This window comes from Micromonospora sp. NPDC049497 (assembly GCF_044465805.1).
In the GTDB taxonomy this organism is placed as follows: domain Bacteria; phylum Actinomycetota; class Actinomycetes; order Mycobacteriales; family Micromonosporaceae; genus Micromonospora.
The window spans coordinates 1-17156 of record NZ_JBITMC010000031.1 but is presented as its reverse complement, the minus strand read 5'-3'; the positions used below and the strand labels follow the sequence as shown (position 1 = coordinate 17156).

Sequence of the window (17156 nt, the reverse complement as noted above, 5' to 3'; positions counted from 1 at the left end):
GCGTGGTGTCCAGCGGCGAAGAGGACGACGACCTGGTGCTCGGCGCGCTGGAGTGTTACGAGCGCGCGGTACTCCGGGTGGCGCAGGACTTCGCCCGACGGGCGCCGTCATTCAGCCGATGGGCGTGGACCTGGACGCCCTCGACGCTCTGCTGGTTAACGTCGGCCGGCGGGGCCAGGGGCGGGAGAGCAGCCTGGGCAGCCTGCGGCCGACCCGCGACCCGGAGCTGGCGGTTGTCGAGTTGGCCGACCTGCTGCAGGAAGAGGAGTTCGACGAGGGCGACACCACCTGGCCCGGGTGTCTGCCTGGACACTCTCATCCTCCTGTCGCGACCGTTGTCGACGGCGTTGCCCACTGGCGGTGCCCGCGCAGCGACGCGCTCGTCTCCCGAATCGGCTAGCCGAGCGGCGCTGCGGCAACGACCTCCATCGGCAGGTCGTCGCCGACCGGCTCGTCCATTGCGAGTCGGAGGGCACGGTCCGGCAGCTGCTTAGCCCCGCGAGGTCAGGCGGTGCCTGAAGCGTTGGTCAGGGTGCTCACGACGGATCGCGGGTTCAAGGCCGCGGGCAGGTGGGTGCCCGGGCCGTCGAAGGTCGGACGTAACGACCAACGACGACCACGGGCGACGGCGTGTGCGCAGTTGGTGGACCGCGCAAGGCGACGGCCGGGAAGGCCTCGGCTGCCTTACCGGTAGTTGGTGAACTGGAGGGCGACCCCGAAGTCCTCGCCCTTGAGCAGGGCGATGACGGCCTGGAGGTCGTCCCTCTTCTTGCCGGTGACGCGGAGCTGGTCGCCCTGGATCTGCGCCTGGACACCCTTCGGCCCCTCGTCGCGGATCTTCTTGCTGATCGCCTTGGCCTTGTCCGATTCGATGCCCTGGATGACCTTGCAGTCGATCTTGAACACCTTGCCGGACGAGCGGGGGTCACCGGCGTCCAGGGACTTCAGCGAGATGTTCCGCTTCACCAGCTTCTCCTTGAAGACGTCCAGGGCGGCCCGCACCCGCTCCTCGGTCTCCGCCTGGAGGCCGATCGCCTCCTCGCCCGACCAGGAGATCTCGGCGCCGGTGCCCCGGAAGTCGAATCGCGTCTCGAGCTCCTTCGCCGCCTGGCGGAGGGCGTTGTCGACCTCCTGGCGGTCGACCTTGCTCACGATGTCGAACGACGGGTTCGCTGCCATGTGCATGCTCCTGGTGTGCGGCCGGTTTGTGGTCCTTCGTCACCCGCTGACCAGCGGTACGACCCCCTGACGGTACCCGGTTGCGTCCGAGCCGGGGGGAGCCGCTATCCTTGCTTCCGCCGCCGCGTTGCGACGCGGTGGGGTGCCCTGGCGGGTTGCCCGAGCGGCCAATGGGAGCGGACTGTAAATCCGTCGCGAAAGCTACAGAGGTTCGAATCCTCTACCCGCCACCAGGCAACGACAAAGGCCTCTGCCCTGCGGAAACGCGGGTCGGAGGCCTTTGTCGTCTCCTGCTCGTGTTGGCCTTGGTTGCCCTGATCGACTGTTAGATCGGGCACGCAACGGGCACGGACGGCCCCTGCGGTCTTCAGTCTCTGGCGTGGCAGTCCTCACTGGCAGGCTGCAGCGCCAGGATCGTCCGGCGGGTGCGGGTGCCTCAGCAGGGTTACGGGCCGCCCGGCGGGCATCGGCGGCCGCGATTGCGACCAGCACCCCGGACACCGCAGCAACCGCCGCCAGCGGCGCCGTGAAGGCCAGCGGCACGGCGAGTACCAACAGGGCGGCGATGCCGAGCAAGCGGGACCGGGAGACACGGGAGAACACCACCCATTCCAGGACAGCTCTGCCCGCGACAAACGCTGCGGGCCCGCCGACGATGACCGCGAGCCAGGATAGGTCCGTGCGCCCAGTGGGATGGACCTGCACCAGTTCGTGTCCAGCTGCTGTGGCGACAACGCCCAGGATCATCAGGAAGTGCGCGGTTTGGGCGATGCGACCGAGCCTCGCAGGGTTCCTAGCCGACTCGACCGCGGCTCCAAAGAGTTCTCCGGCGGTGTACCAGTAGATCCGCCACAACAGCACGGTCGTGAGGAATGCGATCAGCAGCCCGAGCGTCGCTGTGAGGTTGTGCAGACCGTCCTCGCCTGTGTAGGCGATGCCGACCGCCAGAATCGTTTCCCCGAGCGCGATCATGAGCAACTGGCGGGAGCGGTCGGCGAGGTGCTGGGGAGCGTATGCCCAAGCAGTGATCCGTACTCTGCCCATCCCACGCAGCGGCCAACCCAGCTGGGCGGTTACCAAGTCGATGGCGATGGCGGCCGTCCACAGCAGGTTACGGGCAAAGCCCTGCGTAGCGGCACCGAGCAACCACGGCACCGCGGAGATAGAGAACCAGATCAAGGACCGCAGATACAGGCGCCGCAGCTTGTGCTTTTGCAGCATCAGATAAAGGGCCAGTGATCGCCCGGCCTGGAGAGCGACGTAGGTCCCGGCGAAGACGAACGCTGCCCCGTTGAAGGCCGCAGGGATAGCGGCACCCAGGAGGAGCACACCCAGCGCCGACACCAGCACCACCAGCTGCACCGGGGTACGGCGCGGGTCGAAGCGGGCCGTTCCGTATGACGTGGTGGCCCACACCCACATCAGCGGCAGGATCACCAGCAGACCACGGAGGAAGGCATCCCACCGCTCGCCCCTGACAGCACTCGCCAACCCGGATGCGCTGGCCGCCACGACCCGGTTCAAAGCGAAGACCAGCACCAGGTCGAAGAAGAGTTCAACGAAACTGGCCTGCTGGTCGCTGCGCTCACGGAGAGGCAGCCCGGGCCCACGACCTCCACTGCCCGCCGAACCGGCCTTGTTCATACAGGTATTCAAGGCGGTCTGCGGCCAGCACGTAGCGATTCGTGACGGTCAAGGAAGCCGCAGCACGTTTCGGCACCAAACAGCGATTCCCGCCGGCTCATCGCTGAGCGGCGTATCCGCTACGTCAAGCTCGGCGGCCACCACGTCCGCATCCCCGAAACCGCCCTCGCAGACTTCATCGCCGCCGGCACCATCGAGCCGATGAGATCCTGAACGGTTGAGCGTGTCGTTCTGTCGCGAAAGCTACAGAAGTACTGTTCCTCATCCCGCCAGCCGGCAGTGACAGGCCCCCGAACGGCGGAAACGCCAGCCGGGCGCCTCGTCGTAGCCGAACCGGGAGGTGCCCGGCGAAGCCGACGGGGCTCCTCCGACCTACGTCGCTGCTGGCGTATCGACGTCTTTTAGGTATCGTGGTCGATATTCCAGAGTGCGGCCGGACATGGGCGACCCCCAGGTGGGTCGCGGGCGGCGAGGGCTCCACGTCGCGGAGCGGATTGCGGAAAAGGTCGTATTGCGCGCCGTGCGGTGTGGGCGGCGGAGGCGTACGCCCGTGATCAGGCCCGGCTGTGGCGACGGTGATGGTCCGAACGGCGGGACATGGCCGACGGCCGGTGCGACCGTGTCCGCACGGCTTTCCTGCGTACCTGCCTTGTGGCACGATCGTGGAATCTCCACCCCCCTCGTGCACCGCCCCCGCCCCCGGACAGGAGCGCACATGTCTGCTCGAAGGTTGGGCCGACTGCTCGGCTCGCTGCTCGCCCTCGCTGCGCTGGTCGCGCTCCCCTTCGTGGAGCCTCCCACCGACTACCACCTAACCGACTTCGAATGGGGCTCGTCCGTCGCCAGCCAGGTGAGCGTGCGGTAGCAGGTCCCGCCGGCGTGGCCGGCGCGTGGCCGGACTTTCCACGTGGCGATCGGAGGAGACGGGTGTCCGCACGGGGGGCTCGGTCGAGCCGCCGGACCGAGAACGCCTGGCTGGTTACCGGTCTGCTGGCCCTGGTCTCCGCCGTCTGTGTGACCGCGTTGGCGGTGGGCGCGCGACCCGCTATCGGCGAGTGGCCACTCACCCTGGCCATGTTCTGCGCCATGGTGGCCGCCGCGCTCCCGACGATCAACGTGGTGGTCCGTCGGCAGGCGCTCAATCTCACGCTCACCGAGATTCCTCTGGTGGTGGCCTTCTACGTGCTCCCGCCGATCTCCGTGGTTCTGGCGTACACGCTGGCCTCGCTCGTTGTCCAGATCCGCCGCAGCCTGGCGCCGGTCAAGTTCTGGTTCAACATCTCGCGCGCCGCCGCCGCCACCTCCCTGGCCAGTCTGACGCTCGTGGCGCTGCCGGACCTCGAGGGGATCGAACCGGGTGTCTGGGGCGCCCTGTTCGCCGCCACGAGCGTCCACACGCTGGTCACCCTCGCCGCCGTGATCGCCGTGATCTCCGTCGTTCAGGGCTGGCAGGCGGGCTGGGAGGTGACGCGTAACTCGCCGCCGGCGCTGCTCGCCGCCGCGGTGAACGTGGCGGTCGGCCTCCTGATCGTGATCACCGTTGTCGCCACGAAGTGGGGCTTCCTGCTCTTCGCGGCGTTCGCGAGCGGGCTCGCCCTCGTCTACCGCTCGTACACGCAGTTTCTCCGGCAGCACCGGACGCTCAACGACATGTACCAGCTGGCGCGGGCCATGACGGAGAGCGGCCAGGACGGCACGCTGGTGGACGCACTGCTGGGACGGGTGCGGACGCTGATGCAGGCCGAGTACGCGACGCTCTGGCTTCCGGCCCAGGGCCGCTATCCCGAGGTGCTCCTGACGGCGCGTGACGACCGACGTGGTCTGCTCGACATCGCCGTGGCCCCCGCAGCCCTGCGGGAGCTGGTGCAGCGCGAATCGCGGGCGCTGACGGCTGGCGCGCGGCTCCCGACCGAGCCTGATGTCCGTGACCTCCTGCGCGGCCACTCGATCAAGGACGTCATCATCCTGCCGCTTCGATCGGGGCAGGCGGTCATCGGGACGATCGAGGTGGTGAACCGGCTTGGCGACACCAACCACTTCACAGGCGACGACATGCCGGTCTTCGAGACCGTCGCCGCGCACGCGGCGGTGGCGCTGGAGAACTCGCGGCTGGTCGACCGGCTGCGGCACGACGCGTACCACGACGCGCTGACCAAGCTGCCCAACCGCCGACGGATCACCGCCGCGCTGGACGAGGCGGTCAAGATCCGGGCGCCCGGTGAGGTCGTGGCGCTGCTGCTGTTCGACGTCGACCGGCTCCGCGAGGTCAACGAGTCCCTCGGGCACTCGGCGGGTGACAAGGTCCTGGTGGAGGTCGCGGAGCGGTTGCGCTCGCGCGCGCCGTCGTCGGCACTGGTCGGCCGGGCCGGCGGTGACGAGTTCCTGGTGACGCTGCGGTTGGAGAGCGCCGACGCGGCTCTGGAACTGGCGGGCCAACTACGCGAGCAGATCCGCGACGAGATGGTCTTCGACGCGCTCACCCTGGACGTCGACACGGCGGTGGGCGTGGCGGTGTACCCGGATCACGGCAGTGACGCCGCCCTCCTGCTGCAGCGGGTCGACCTGGCGGCCACCGCGGCCAAGTCGGTGCCGGGCAGCGTCCAGTTGTTCAATGCGGCGCTGGAGTCCCGGTCGATGCGCCGGCTGGGTCTGGCCGGCGACCTGCGACGTGCGCTCGACGACGGCAGCCTGGAGGTCTACTTCCAGCCGAAGATGACCCTGCGGGACCGCCGGCTGGTCGGTGTGGAATGCCTGGCCCGCTGGGAGGACCCCGCACACGGCACGGTCGCGCCGGAGGACTTCGTCGCGGTCGCGGAGCACACCGGTCAGCTCGGCCCGCTCACCGAGTTCGTGCTCCGGGAGGGGCTGCGGCGCAGCCGGGACTGGGCGCACGGCGGCCAGCCTCTCGCCGTCGCGGTCAACCTCTCCGCCCGTACGCTCACCGACCAGCACTTCCCGGCCCGGGTCCAGGAGCTGCTTGAGGAGTACGGCGTACCGCCACAGTGGCTGACCCTGGAGATCAAGGAGGCCGGGGTGCTGGACGGCACCGACCGGCCGATCCCGACCCTGCGCCGGTTGCGCGACCTCGGCGTGCGTCTCTCGGTGGACGACTTCGGCACCGGCGACTCGTCCCTGGCGCACCTGCGCCGGCTGCCCGTGCACGAGGTGAAGGTCGACCGGTCGTTCGTGCAGGGCATGGCGACGGACCCGGGGGACCTGGCGATCGTGAACGCGGTGGTCACCCTGTCCCAGCAGTTCGGGCTGGCGGTGGTCGCCGAGGGCGTGGAGAGCGAGCTCACCCTGGAACTGCTCCAGGACATCGGGTGCGAGATCGGGCAGGGGTTCCTGTTCAGCCGGCCGCTGCCGTACGAGCGCCTGGAGGCCTGGTTCGGTGCCCAGGTGGATCCGGAGACGATCTCCGACAGCGAGCTCCCGCGCCTGCGCGCCGTGCTCTGATCCGCCCCCGGCCTGGGAAGACGCCACTGAGGGGGATCCGATTTCACCTCCGGCAGGAGGCCGTGTACTCTTACCTCTGCGCGAGCACAGAGTGATCGCGCAGGCCCCCTTAGCTCAGTCGGCAGAGCGTCTCCATGGTAAGGAGAAGGTCTACGGTTCGATTCCGTAAGGGGGCTCAGAGGGTCCGGCTGGGCCCACCACGGCGGTGTAGCTCAGATGGCAGAGCAAGCGGCTCATAATCGCTGTGTCGCCGGTTCAAGTCCGGCCACCGCTACTCTCGTCCTCCGGGCTCAACTCCCGGTGGTCGGTGGGATGGGCGCCAATGGCGCCCACTTTGCATGTTCGCGTAACCAGCGCGTACGCTGGTGCGCCGTAGTTCTTACCCGTTAGCGAGGAAGGCACTCCGCCGTGGCGAAGGCGACCGATGTCCGGCCGAAGATCACTCTGGCGTGTGTGGAGTGCAAGGAGCGCAACTACATCACGCGTAAGAACCGTCGTAACGACCCGGACCGCATCGAGCTGAAGAAGTTCTGCCCCCGGGACGGTAAGCACACGGTCCACCGCGAGACCCGCTGACCTGCGGCCGGCATCGCCGGCCCGGTCCTGCTACACCTTCGACCGCCGATCTGTCTCCACCGGCGCGGCTCTGAGCCGCCGCCGGTCGGGCAGATCGGCGGTCGTGTTTTCCGTGTAGGTTCGGCGGCATGTCCCTGGACCCGTCCTACGTCGGCCGGACCTATCCGCCGACCGCCCCCTACCAGGTGGGCCGAGAAAAGATCCGCGAGTTCGCGACGGCGATCGGCGCCGCCGACCCGGCCCACCACGACCCGGAGGCCGCCCGCGCCCTGGGCCACCCCGACGTGGTCGCGCCGCCGACCTTCCCGTTCGTGGTCACCATGGCCGCCACCCGTCAGATCGTCGAGGACCCGGACCTGGGCGTGGACTACAGCCGCGTCGTCCACGGCGACCAGCGGTTCGCGTACGCCCGTCCGGTGGTCGCCGGTGACGAGCTGGTGTGCGTCAGCGCCATCGAGGACGTCACCACCCGCGGTGGACACGGCTTCCTGACCACCCGGACCGAGATCACCACGACCGCCGGCGAGCCGGTGGTCACCGTCTGGTCCAAGCTCGTCGTACGTGGGGAGGGCTGAGATGGAGCTGCCGATCCGGACGTTCCGGGTGACGCGTGCGGACCTGGTCCGGTACGCGGGAGCCTCGGGGGACTTCAACCCGATCCACTGGAGCGACCGCACCGCCACGAAGGTGGGTCTGCCCGGGGTGATCGCCCACGGCATGTTCACCATGGCGTTGGTCGGCCGGGCGGTGACCGACTGGGCCGGGACGCCCGACGCGGTCGTCGACTACTCGGTGCGGTTCACCCGGCCGGTGGTCGTCCCGGACGACGACGAGGGCACCGAGATCGAGGTCGCCGCGGTGGTCCGGGAGGTCACCGAGGAGGGCCTGACCAGGCTGGACATCACCGCGACCTGCCTGGGGGAGAAGGTGCTGTCGCAGGCCCGGGCGACGGTGCGTACCCGCAGCTGACGGGGTTCTCGACCCGCCACGGGTAGACCGGTTGGGAAAGTCGTGGCACTACCCGTACACTGGTCCGCCGTGGGGCAAGTGACCCCTGCGCTGCCGTTCGCGGCGGTGCGGGGTGCGCATTGCCGCACAGGGGTGTAGCTCAATTGGCAGAGCAGCGGTCTCCAAAACCGCAGGCTGCAGGTTCAAGTCCTGTCACCCCTGCGCCTAAGGCCTGACCGTTCCCGTGGGTCGCGCCGCCGTCCGGCGGCGTCCGGCCCGTGGTGGTGGTATCGGCGGGGTGGTTCCGAGGCGATCGGGGCCCTCCGGCTGATCCGCCGGCCGCGGCCCGTCCCGGGACGGTTGGTCCGGCCGGCGTGACCAAGCGCCGCGCACGCCCACCGCGTGCGACACGACATCCCGCGACGGAGGGCGAAGTGGCCGACAACAAGCGGCGCGGCGAGGACGCCGACGACGAGCGTTTCGACGACGAGGTCGTCGACGACGCCTCTGGCGACGACGCCGCCGACGCGGACGAGCCGGTTTCCCGGGGCGGCACCGCGACCAGGTCGCGTGCCCGGGCCGAGTCCGCCGATCGACCGAAGACCCGTGCGGAAACGGGCCGGGTGGGGCCGTTCGCGCGCATCGCCCGATTCATCCGCGAGGTCGTCGCCGAACTGCGTAAGGTCATCTGGCCGACCCGCAAGGAGTTGCTGACCTACACCGCCGTGGTGGTCGCATTCGTTACGGTGGTTACCGCCCTCGTCGTCGGATTCGACTACGTGTTCGCGAAGGGCGTTCTGTGGGTCTTCGGCGACCCCAGCTGACCGGCCGACTGTGCCGATAGTGACGGAAGTGAGCGAGCGTGCCTGAGTACGACGAGACCGCCGGAACCGCGGACGAGCAGTCCACGGTCGCGACGGCGGCTGGTGACGAGTCGGTCGAGGCCGCCAGCGAGCCGGAGTTCCCGACCACTGAGCCGGCGCCCGAGGAGGACTACGACCCGGTCGCCGAGCTGCGGCAGAAGCTGCGCTACGCCCCGGGCGACTGGTACGTGGTGCACTCGTACGCCGGCTACGAGAACAAGGTCAAGACCAACCTCGAGACCCGGATCACGTCCCTCGACATGGAGGACTACATCTACCAGGTCGAGGTCCCGACCCGGGAAGAGGTCGAGGTCAAGAACGGCAAGCGGTCGCAGGTCCAGGCGAAGGTCTTCCCGGGCTACATCCTGGTCCGGATGGAGCTGACCGCCGAGTCCTACTCGTGCGTGCGCAACACGCCGGGCGTGACCGGCTTCGTCGGCGCGACCGACCGGGCCGACCGCCCGGCGCCGCTGAGCCTCGACGAGGTGCTGAAGTGGCTGGCGCCGGCTGTCGAGACCGAGCAGAAGAAGGCCAAGCCCGAGGTCAGGGTCCTCGACTTCGAGGTCGGCGACTCGGTCACCGTCACCGACGGTGCCTTCGCCTCGCTGCCGGCGACGATCAGCGAGATCAACGCCGACCAGCAGAAGCTCAAGGTCCTGGTGTCCATCTTCGGCCGGGAGACGCCGGTCGAGCTGAACTTCAACCAGGTCGCGAAGATCTGATCCTCCGGCACGCCGGCGGTGGGTGACAGCCTGCCGCCGGCGTACCCGTTCCGTCGTCGACGGACCTCGACGGACCTCGACGAACGGGGTGGCGTACGGCTGCGCTACCCTAGAACGTCGCCGCTCGTACCGCGCTGACCGTGCGCGCCCGCGGCCGGCACCTATCCCAGTTCCAAGCCCCAGGAAGTGACATGCCTCCGAAGAAGAAGCTCGTCAAGACGTTCACGCTTCAGCTGAAGGCGGGCCAGGCCACGCCGGCGCCGCCGGTCGGCCCCGCGCTCGGTCAGCACGGCGTGAACATCATGGAGTTCTGCAAGACCTACAACGCGCAGACCGAGTCCCAGCGGGGCGACATCGTCCCCGCCGAGATCAGCGTGTACGAGGACCGGACCTTCACCTTCGTGCTGAAGACCCCGCCCGCCGCCCGGCTGCTGCTCAAGGCCGCCGGCGTGGAGAAGGGCTCGGGCGTCCCGCAGAAGGACAAGGTCGGCTCCGTGTCGCAGGCCCAGGTGCGTGAGATCGCCGAGAAGAAGATGGTCGACCTCAACGCCAACGACATCGACCAGGCTGCGAAGATCATCGCCGGCACCGCCCGGTCGATGGGCATCATCGTCAACGACTGACGTCGGTCAGCACTCACCCGATCAGTTCGTGGGAGGGCGCGCGGTCGCCGCGGCCCGCCAGAGACCACAGGAGTAAGCAGAAATGCAGCGCAGCAAGAGCTACCGCAAGGCCGCCGACGTCATCGACCGGTCCAAGCTGTACACCCCCGCCGAGGCCGTGAAGCTGGCCAAGGAGACCACCAACGTCAAGTTCGACGCCACGGTCGAGGTCGCGATGCGCCTCGGCGTCGACCCCCGCAAGGCGGACCAGATGGTCCGCGGCACGGTCAACCTGCCGCACGGCACCGGTAAGACCGCCCGCGTGATCGTCTTCGCCGCCGGCGCGAAGGCCGAGGAGGCCGTCGCCGCCGGTGCGGACGAGGTGGGCACCGATGAGCTGGTCGCCCGGATCCAGGGCGGTTGGCTGGACTTCGACGCGGCGATCGCCACGCCGGACCAGATGGCCAAGATCGGCCGGATCGCGCGGATCCTGGGCCCGCGCGGTCTCATGCCGAACCCGAAGACCGGCACGGTGACCATGGACGTCACCAAGGCCGTCTCGGACATCAAGGGCGGCAAGATCACCTTCCGGGTGGACAAGCACTCCAACCTGCACCTGATCATCGGCAAGGCCTCGTTCTCCGAGACCCAGCTGGTGGACAACTACGCGGCGGTCCTCGACGAGGTCCTGCGGGCCAAGCCGTCCGCCGCCAAGGGCAAGTACCTGAGGAAGGTCACCCTCACCACCACCATGGGCCCGGGCGTCCCGGTCGACCCGAACGTGGTGAAGAACCTGCAGGAGGGCTCGGCCGAAGGCTGAGCAGCTCCCCGCGACGGGGCCCCGCCACGACTCGTGGCGGGGCCCCGTCCGTCTGTCCGCTGTGGCCGGCACCGTGGCCCGGTTGCGCGCCGACGGCCACCACGTCCTTCGGGTACGCCCCGACGCCGCGCCCGCCGCCACCGATCCGGTCCCCGATGAGTCCCGCGTCGCCGGCCCGCCCCCGGAGGGAGTCCGTTGACCGCGCTGGTACGGCTGCGGCTGGCGGCCTTCCTGTGTACCGGAAGGGCGCTGGCGCCGGTGCTCGCCGGCCTGGTGGCCCTGGGCATCCTCTACGGCGGTGGCCGCGCCCAGCCGGCGGAGGCGTACGGCGTCTCCGCGGTGGTGCTCCTCCCGGTGCTGGCGTGGCAGACCAAGATCCTGCTGGACGTCGAGCCGGACGGGCAGCGACGGCTCGTCCGGGTGCTGGTCGGTCCCGCCCGCGAGTACGCGGCGGGGCTGCTCGCGGCCGCCCTGGCCGCGCTGGTGACGGTCGCGGTGGCGATGGTCTTCCCGTGGCTGGTCGGTGGGGTGAGCGGGCCGGTCGACCCGGGGGACCGGTCGGTGCCGGTCGGGATCGCGATCGGGGTCTGGGCGCACCTGCTGGCGCTGCCCGCGGCGGTCGCGCTGTCGGCCCTGGCGAGCCGGGCCTCGACCGAGAGCGCCGGGTACGGCGTCGCGGTCCTCGCCGTCGGCGGTGTCGGGGCGGTCGTCCTGGGGGCTGCGTGACTCGGCGGCGCCGTGGCTGGTGCCACCGGTGATGGCGACCGCCCGGGCGGCGGCCGGCGATCTCTCCGGTGCGACGGTGGCGCTGCTGACCGCCTGGACGGTCGCGTGGTGCGGGGTGGCGGGAGCCGCCTACCTGTGGCACCGCCGCTTCCGACCCTGAACCGGTCCTCCTGCCGCGGTGACGCGGGCCACGCGGGGGGCGATTTGGTGGTCACGATAGGTGTCGCGTAACCTTGGCCGCGAAGTTCCACCCAGAGACCGCTGGTCACCGTGCTCCGGCACGGTCGAAGGTTCCGCAACGACGGGCGACCCGCGCAGGGCGGTAAGCGAAAATCGGCTGTGAGCATGGTCCGCCGACCGTGTGCGCGTGCCAACCCTCGCCCCGTGCGCCCTGCGCCGGGGCTTTTCTCGTTCACGCGATGCTTTCGCCCCCGTTGTCAGCCTCCCGGCTGCCGACGGTGACCAGCTTCCGAGCAACGAGAGGAGGGACATGGCGGACAAGCCGATCCGGGCCGACAAGGCCACGGCCGTCGCTGAGCTGACCGAGAGCTTCCGCAACGCGGGCGCTGCGGTGCTGACCGAATACCGTGGTCTGACGGTTTCCCAGCTCACCCAGCTGCGGCGCTCGCTCGGCAAGGAGACCACCTACACGGTCGCGAAGAACACGCTGGCCAAGCGTGCTGCGACCGAGGCGGGTATCTCCGGCCTCGACGAGCTGTTCACCGGTCCTACCGCGCTGACTTTCGTTTCGGGCGACGTCGTCGAGGCGGCGAAGGGGCTTCGCGACTTCGCGAAGGCCAACCCGAAGCTCGTCATCAAGGGCGGTGTCTTCGAGGGCAAGGCCATTACCGCGGCCGAGGTCACGAAGCTCGCCGACCTGGAGTCCCGTGAGGTGCTGCTGGCCAAGCTGGCCGGCGCGATGAAGGGCAACCTGAGCAAGGCCGCGGCCCTGTTCCAGGCTCCGCTCTCCAAGACCGCCCGTCTGGCGGCGGCACTGCAGGACAAGCGCGAGAAGGAGGGCGCCGAGGCGGCCTGAGGCCTCCCGGCGCACCCAGTCCAGTCTTAGTAATCCCCGTAGGAAAGGACGCCAGACATGGCGAAGCTCAGCACCGACGAGCTGCTCGACGCGTTCAAGGAGATGACGCTGATCGAGCTCTCCGAGTTCGTGAAGCAGTTCGAGGAGACCTTCGAGGTCACCGCCGCGGCCCCGGTCGCGATGGCCGCCGCCGCCCCGGGTGCCGCCCCGGCCGAGGCCGAGGCGGAGAAGGACGAGTTCGACGTCGTCCTCGAGGCCGACGGTGGCAAGAAGATCCAGGTCATCAAGGTCGTGCGTGAGCTGACCGGCCTGGGCCTCAAGGAGGCCAAGGACGCGGTCGAGTCCGCGCCGAAGGCGATCCTGGAGAAGGTCAACAAGGAGACCGCCGAGAAGGCCAAGGCCAAGCTCGAGGGTGAGGGCGCCAAGGTCACCCTCAAGTGACCTGAGCTCCATCCAGGCGCGCGTCCCGCTCCACGTGAGCAGGGGCACACACCGCGTCACGGTGGGCGGTGATCCGGGAACGGATCGCCGCCCACCGGCGTTGGTGGACCCGGTGGCAGTGCACGTGAGCAGGGCGGTCGGCGCGCGGCCCGGCGCGGTGCCGCCGGCATCCGGCGGTAGCCCGTCGGTGGGAAAGACCCGGCGACCCGGGGTCGGCCCTTGACGCGGCCCCGGCCTGGCAGGCACGCTGACACCAGCAAGACCTTCCGCGCTTGCAACGGCCACCACTTGGGTAATGCAGCGAGACCATCGCCGCCGCACCCGGGCGGTCCGCAGGAACGTGGCGTTCTGAGCGGCCCCGGTGAGACCCCGTTCGAGGGGTCCCGAGGCACGTTCCGCGACGAACTGCGGGGTGGGCTGGACAGCGGTTAGCCTCTCGGCTACACTGCTAGTTTGCGCTGCCTTCCGACTTGACCCCTGCTCGGAAATGTCCGTTTGCGGATATTTCTGGTGGGGTCATTGGAGTGCACGCGTACCAGCCGTTCTGCAGCACCGGTCCTCGGAAGGACGCATCTTGGCAGCTTCCCGCCCTGCGAAGACCAGTCGTACGTCGAGCGCTTTCGCGCCCCGCCGAGTTTCTTTCGGCAGGATCACCGAACATCTCGAGGTCCCCAACCTCCTCGCCATTCAGAACGAGTCCTTCGACTGGCTCGTCGGCAACGAGGCTTGGCAGGGCCGGTCGGCGGACGACCCGCACGCACGCTCGGGTCTCGCGGAGATCCTCGAAGAGATCAGTCCCATTGAGGACTTCTCCGGCACCATGTCGCTCTCCTTCTCGGCTCCGCGCTTCGACGAGGTCAAGGCCTCCATCGAGGAGTGCAAGGAGAAGGACCTGACCTACTGCGCACCGCTGTTCGTGACCGCGGAGTTCACCAACAACACCACTGGCGAGATCAAGAGCCAGACGGTGTTCATGGGTGACTTCCCGATGATGACGCCGAAGGGCACCTTCATCATCAACGGCACCGAGCGCGTCGTGGTCAGCCAGCTCGTCCGATCCCCGGGCGTGTACTTCGACAAGCAGCCGGACAAGACCTCCGACCGCGACCTCTCCAGCGTCAAGGTCATCCCGAGCCGGGGTGCCTGGCTGGAGTTCGACATCGACAAGCGCGACACGGTCGGCGTTCGCATCGACCGCAAGCGTCGGCAGGCCGTCACGGTCCTGCTCAAGGCCATCGGATGGTCGGCCGAGCAGATCCGTGAGAAGTTCGGCTGGTCCGAGCTGATGATGACCACGCTCGAGAAGGACCACATCGCCGGCCAGGACGAGGCGCTGCTCGACATCTACCGGAAGCTCCGCCCTGGCGAGCCGCCGACCCGCGAGAACGCCCAGACCCTGCTCGACAACCTCTTCTTCAACCCGAAGCGGTACGACGTCGCCAAGGTCGGTCGATACAAGTTCAACAAGAAGCTCGAAGTGGACGTGCCGATCACCACGGGCACGCTCACCGAGGACGACATCGTCGCCACCGTGGAGTACCTGTGCCGGCTGCACGCCGGTGAGGACGGCTACGAGGCCGACGACATCGACCACTTCGGCAACCGTCGTCTGCGTACCGTGGGCGAGCTGATCCAGAACCAGGTCCGGGTCGGTCTGTCCCGGATGGAGCGCGTCGTCCGTGAGCGGATGACGACCCAGGACGTCGAGGCGATCACGCCGCAGACCCTGATCAACATCCGCCCGGTGGTGGCGGCGATCAAGGAGTTCTTCGGTACGTCGCAGCTGTCCCAGTTCATGGACCAGACCAACCCGCTGGCGGGCCTGACCCACCGGCGCCGGCTGAGCGCGCTCGGCCCGGGTGGTCTGTCCCGGGAGCGGGCCGGCTTCGAGGTCCGCGACGTGCACCCGTCCCACTACGGCCGGATGTGCCCGATCGAGACGCCGGAAGGCCCGAACATCGGCCTGATCGGCGCCCTGTCCACCTTCGCCCGGGTCAACCCGTTCGGCTTCATCGAGACGCCGTACCGGAAGGTCATCGAGGGTCGGGTCACCGACCAGATCGACTACCTGACCGCGGACGAGGAGGACCGGTTCGTCAAGGCCCAGGCCAACGCGCCGCTCAAGGCCGACGGCACCTTCGCCGAGGACCGGGTTCTGTGCCGTCGTAAGGGCGGCGAGACCGAGGACGTGGTTCCCAGCGCCGTCGACTACATGGACGTCTCGCCGCGGCAGATGACCTCGGTCGCGACCGCGATGATCCCGTTCCTCGAGCACGACGACGCCAACCGGGCGCTGATGGGCGCGAACATGCAGCGCCAGGCGGTGCCGCTGGTCAAGGCCGAGGCTCCGCTGGTCGGTACGGGCATGGAGTACCGCGCGGCCGTCGACGCCGGTGACGTGGTGGTCGCCGAGGTCGGTGGCGTCATCGAGGACCTCTGCGCCGACTACATCACCATCCACCAGGACGACGGCCACCGCCGGACGTACCTGCTGCACAAGTTCCGCCGCTCCAACGCCGGCTCCTGCGTCAACCAGAAGCCGGTCGTCTTCGAGGGCGACCGCGTCGAGGCCGGTCAGGTCATCGCCGACGGTCCGTGCACCGACGAGGGCGAGATGGCGCTCGGGCGCAACCTGCTCGTGGCGTTCATGTGCTGGGAGGGCCACAACTACGAGGACGCGATCATCCTGTCGCAGCGCCTCGTGCAGCAGGACGTGCTCACCTCGATCCACATCGAGGAGCACGAGGTCGACGCGCGGGACACCAAGCTCGGCCCGGAGGAGATCACCCGCGACATCCCGAACGTCAGCGAGGAAATGCTCGCCGACCTCGACGAGCGCGGCATCATCCGGATCGGCGCCGAGGTCGTTCCCGGCGACATCCTGGTCGGCAAGGTCACGCCGAAGGGCGAGACCGAGCTGACCCCGGAGGAGCGCCTGCTCCGTGCGATCTTCGGTGAGAAGGCTCGTGAGGTCCGGGACACCTCGCTGAAGGTGCCGCACGGCGAGACCGGCACGGTCATCGGTGTGCGTACCTTCTCCCGCGAGGACGGCGACGAGTTGCCGCCGGGCGTCAACGAGCTGGTCCGGGTCTACGTCGCCCAGAAGCGCAAGATCCAGGACGGTGACAAGCTCGCCGGCCGGCACGGCAACAAGGGCGTCATCTCCAAGATCCTGCCGGTCGAGGACATGCCGTTCCTGGAGGACGGCACGCCGGTCGACATCGTGCTGAACCCGCTGGGTGTGCCGTCCCGGATGAACATCGGCCAGGTCCTGGAGACCCACCTCGGGTGGGTGGCCAAGACCGGCTGGAGCGTCCAGGGCGACGACGCCGACTGGAAGAAGGCGCTGCGCTCGATCGACGCCCACGAGTCCGAGGGGGACACCAACGTGGCCACCCCGGTCTTCGACGGTGCCCGGGAGGAGGAGATCTCCGGTCTGCTCTCGTCGACCCTGCCCAACCGGGACGGCAAGCAGCTGATCGGTTCCTCCGGCAAGGCGCAGCTGTTCGACGGTCGCTCCGGTGAGCCGCTGCCGGACCCGATCGCCGTCGGCTACATCTACATCCTGAAGCTCAACCACCTGGTCGACGACAAGATCCACGCCCGGTCGACCGGCCCGTACTCGATGATCACGCAGCAGCCGCTGGGTGGTAAGGCGCAGTTCGGTGGCCAGCGCTTCGGTGAGATGGAGTGCTGGGCGATGCAGGCGTACGGCGCCGCCTACGCCCTGCAGGAACTGCTGACCATCAAGTCCGACGACGTCCTCGGCCGGGTCAAGGTCTACGAGGCCATCGTCAAGGGCGAGAACATCCCCGAGCCGGGCATCCCGGAGTCGTTCAAGGTGCTGCTCAAGGAGCTGCAGTCGCTGTGCCTCAACGTCGAGGTGCTGTCCAGCGACGGTGTGGCCCTGGAGATGCGCGAGACCGACGACGAGGTCTTCCGGGCGGCGGAGGAGCTGGGCATCGACCTGTCCCGGCGCGAGCCGAGCTCGGTCGAAGAGGTCTGAGGTGAGCGGTGGGGGGGGGGGGGGGCCGGGCCCCCCCCCCCCCCCCACCACCCCCGCCCCCCCCACCCCCCCCGGGGGCAAGTGAGGAAAGCCAACAAAAAAAAGAAACGGGGCGCGCCCCCCCCCCCCCCCCCCCC

At 69.0% G+C, this 17156-nt stretch carries 18 protein-coding genes and 4 tRNA genes; 20 read left to right on the top strand and 2 right to left on the bottom strand.

The features are described from left to right. Nucleotides 1-118: 118 nt before the first annotated feature. Nucleotides 119-400, top strand: a complete 282-nt coding sequence (locus tag ACIBR0_RS27605; protein WP_396720446.1) for a hypothetical protein — start codon at nucleotides 119-121, stop codon at nucleotides 398-400. Nucleotides 401-684: 284 nt separating this feature from the next. Here ACIBR0_RS27605 and ACIBR0_RS27600 read toward each other — a convergent pair whose 3' ends face one another. Then, complete coding sequence (locus tag ACIBR0_RS27600) at nucleotides 685-1179, bottom strand: YajQ family cyclic di-GMP-binding protein (protein WP_357031227.1); 495 nt, start codon at nucleotides 1177-1179, stop codon at nucleotides 685-687. Nucleotides 1180-1328: 149 nt separating this feature from the next. On the opposite strand from ACIBR0_RS27600, the gene ACIBR0_RS27595 reads away from it, so the two are divergent. Continuing rightward, nucleotides 1329-1412: transfer RNA gene (locus ACIBR0_RS27595), tRNA-Tyr, on the top strand. Here ACIBR0_RS27595 and ACIBR0_RS27590 read toward each other — a convergent pair. Continuing rightward, nucleotides 1381-2823, bottom strand: coding sequence for a low temperature requirement protein A (locus ACIBR0_RS27590; RefSeq protein ID WP_396720444.1), 1443 nt, complete (start codon nucleotides 2821-2823; stop codon nucleotides 1381-1383). The two genes, ACIBR0_RS27595 and ACIBR0_RS27590, sit on opposite strands and share 32 nt — an antisense overlap. Nucleotides 2824-2922: 99 nt before the next feature. Between ACIBR0_RS27590 and ACIBR0_RS27585 the strand changes: the two genes are divergently transcribed. The 18 genes from ACIBR0_RS27585 to ACIBR0_RS27500 all read left to right on the top strand — a co-directional run bounded on the left by ACIBR0_RS27585 (nucleotide 2923) and on the right by ACIBR0_RS27500 (nucleotide 17019). Beyond that, entirely contained in the window at nucleotides 2923-3036 is a 114-nt protein-coding gene (locus ACIBR0_RS27585; protein ID WP_396720481.1) for a hypothetical protein, read from the top strand. Nucleotides 3037-3538: 502 nt separating this feature from the next. Continuing rightward, the gene (locus ACIBR0_RS27580) at nucleotides 3539-3688 is read left to right on the top strand and encodes a hypothetical protein (RefSeq protein WP_396720442.1); all 150 of its coding nucleotides are present in this window, start codon (nucleotides 3539-3541) and stop codon (nucleotides 3686-3688) included. A gap of 62 nt (nucleotides 3689-3750) precedes the next feature. After that, the gene (locus tag ACIBR0_RS27575) at nucleotides 3751-6279 is read left to right on the top strand and encodes a putative bifunctional diguanylate cyclase/phosphodiesterase (protein WP_396720440.1); all 2529 of its coding nucleotides are present in this window, start codon (nucleotides 3751-3753) and stop codon (nucleotides 6277-6279) included. Nucleotides 6280-6382: 103 nt separating this feature from the next. Then, nucleotides 6383-6455 (top strand) — tRNA-Thr (locus ACIBR0_RS27570). Nucleotides 6456-6480: 25 nt separating this feature from the next. Next, nucleotides 6481-6553, top strand: a tRNA-Met gene (locus ACIBR0_RS27565). A gap of 134 nt (nucleotides 6554-6687) precedes the next feature. Continuing rightward, nucleotides 6688-6855 (top strand): 50S ribosomal protein L33, encoded by a 168-nt coding sequence (gene rpmG / locus ACIBR0_RS27560; RefSeq protein WP_013288652.1) that lies wholly within the window; start codon nucleotides 6688-6690, stop codon nucleotides 6853-6855. Nucleotides 6856-6983: 128 nt separating this feature from the next. Then, nucleotides 6984-7430 carry a MaoC family dehydratase N-terminal domain-containing protein gene (locus tag ACIBR0_RS27555; protein WP_396720437.1) on the top strand — a complete coding sequence of 149 codons (447 nt, stop codon included), beginning with the start codon at nucleotides 6984-6986 and terminating at the stop codon, nucleotides 7428-7430. Nucleotide 7431: 1 nt separating this feature from the next. After that, nucleotides 7432-7824 (top strand): MaoC family dehydratase, encoded by a 393-nt coding sequence (locus ACIBR0_RS27550; protein WP_357031209.1) that lies wholly within the window; start codon nucleotides 7432-7434, stop codon nucleotides 7822-7824. A 128-nt stretch (nucleotides 7825-7952) separates the two neighbouring features. Next, nucleotides 7953-8025, top strand: a tRNA-Trp gene (locus ACIBR0_RS27545). Between the two features lie 212 nt (nucleotides 8026-8237). Next, nucleotides 8238-8627, top strand: a complete 390-nt coding sequence (gene secE / locus ACIBR0_RS27540; protein WP_357031206.1) for a preprotein translocase subunit SecE — start codon at nucleotides 8238-8240, stop codon at nucleotides 8625-8627. A 38-nt stretch (nucleotides 8628-8665) separates the two neighbouring features. Then, nucleotides 8666-9388: a transcription termination/antitermination protein NusG gene (nusG, locus tag ACIBR0_RS27535; protein ID WP_357031203.1), complete on the top strand. Its 723-nt coding sequence runs from the start codon at nucleotides 8666-8668 to the stop codon at nucleotides 9386-9388. A 191-nt stretch (nucleotides 9389-9579) separates the two neighbouring features. Beyond that, nucleotides 9580-10011, top strand: a complete 432-nt coding sequence (rplK, locus tag ACIBR0_RS27530) for a 50S ribosomal protein L11 (protein WP_357031200.1) — start codon at nucleotides 9580-9582, stop codon at nucleotides 10009-10011. A gap of 82 nt (nucleotides 10012-10093) precedes the next feature. Beyond that, nucleotides 10094-10810, top strand: coding sequence for a 50S ribosomal protein L1 (rplA, locus tag ACIBR0_RS27525; protein ID WP_396720434.1), 717 nt, complete (start codon nucleotides 10094-10096; stop codon nucleotides 10808-10810). Between the two features lie 195 nt (nucleotides 10811-11005). After that, nucleotides 11006-11536, top strand: coding sequence for a hypothetical protein (locus ACIBR0_RS27520; RefSeq protein ID WP_396720432.1), 531 nt, complete (start codon nucleotides 11006-11008; stop codon nucleotides 11534-11536). Further along, nucleotides 11505-11696, top strand: coding sequence for a hypothetical protein (locus ACIBR0_RS27515; protein WP_396720430.1), 192 nt, complete (start codon nucleotides 11505-11507; stop codon nucleotides 11694-11696). Before ACIBR0_RS27520 ends, ACIBR0_RS27515 begins: the two co-directional genes overlap by 32 nt. A gap of 330 nt (nucleotides 11697-12026) precedes the next feature. Then, nucleotides 12027-12572, top strand: a complete 546-nt coding sequence (gene rplJ, locus ACIBR0_RS27510; RefSeq protein ID WP_396720428.1) for a 50S ribosomal protein L10 — start codon at nucleotides 12027-12029, stop codon at nucleotides 12570-12572. 57 nt (nucleotides 12573-12629) lie between these two features. Further along, entirely contained in the window at nucleotides 12630-13013 is a 384-nt protein-coding gene (gene rplL / locus ACIBR0_RS27505; RefSeq protein ID WP_396720427.1) for a 50S ribosomal protein L7/L12, read from the top strand. 574 nt (nucleotides 13014-13587) lie between these two features. Next, a complete protein-coding gene (locus ACIBR0_RS27500; protein WP_357037916.1) occupies nucleotides 13588-17019 on the top strand; it encodes a DNA-directed RNA polymerase subunit beta in 3432 nt (1143 codons plus the stop codon). The last annotated feature ends 137 nt before the right edge of the window (nucleotides 17020-17156 follow it).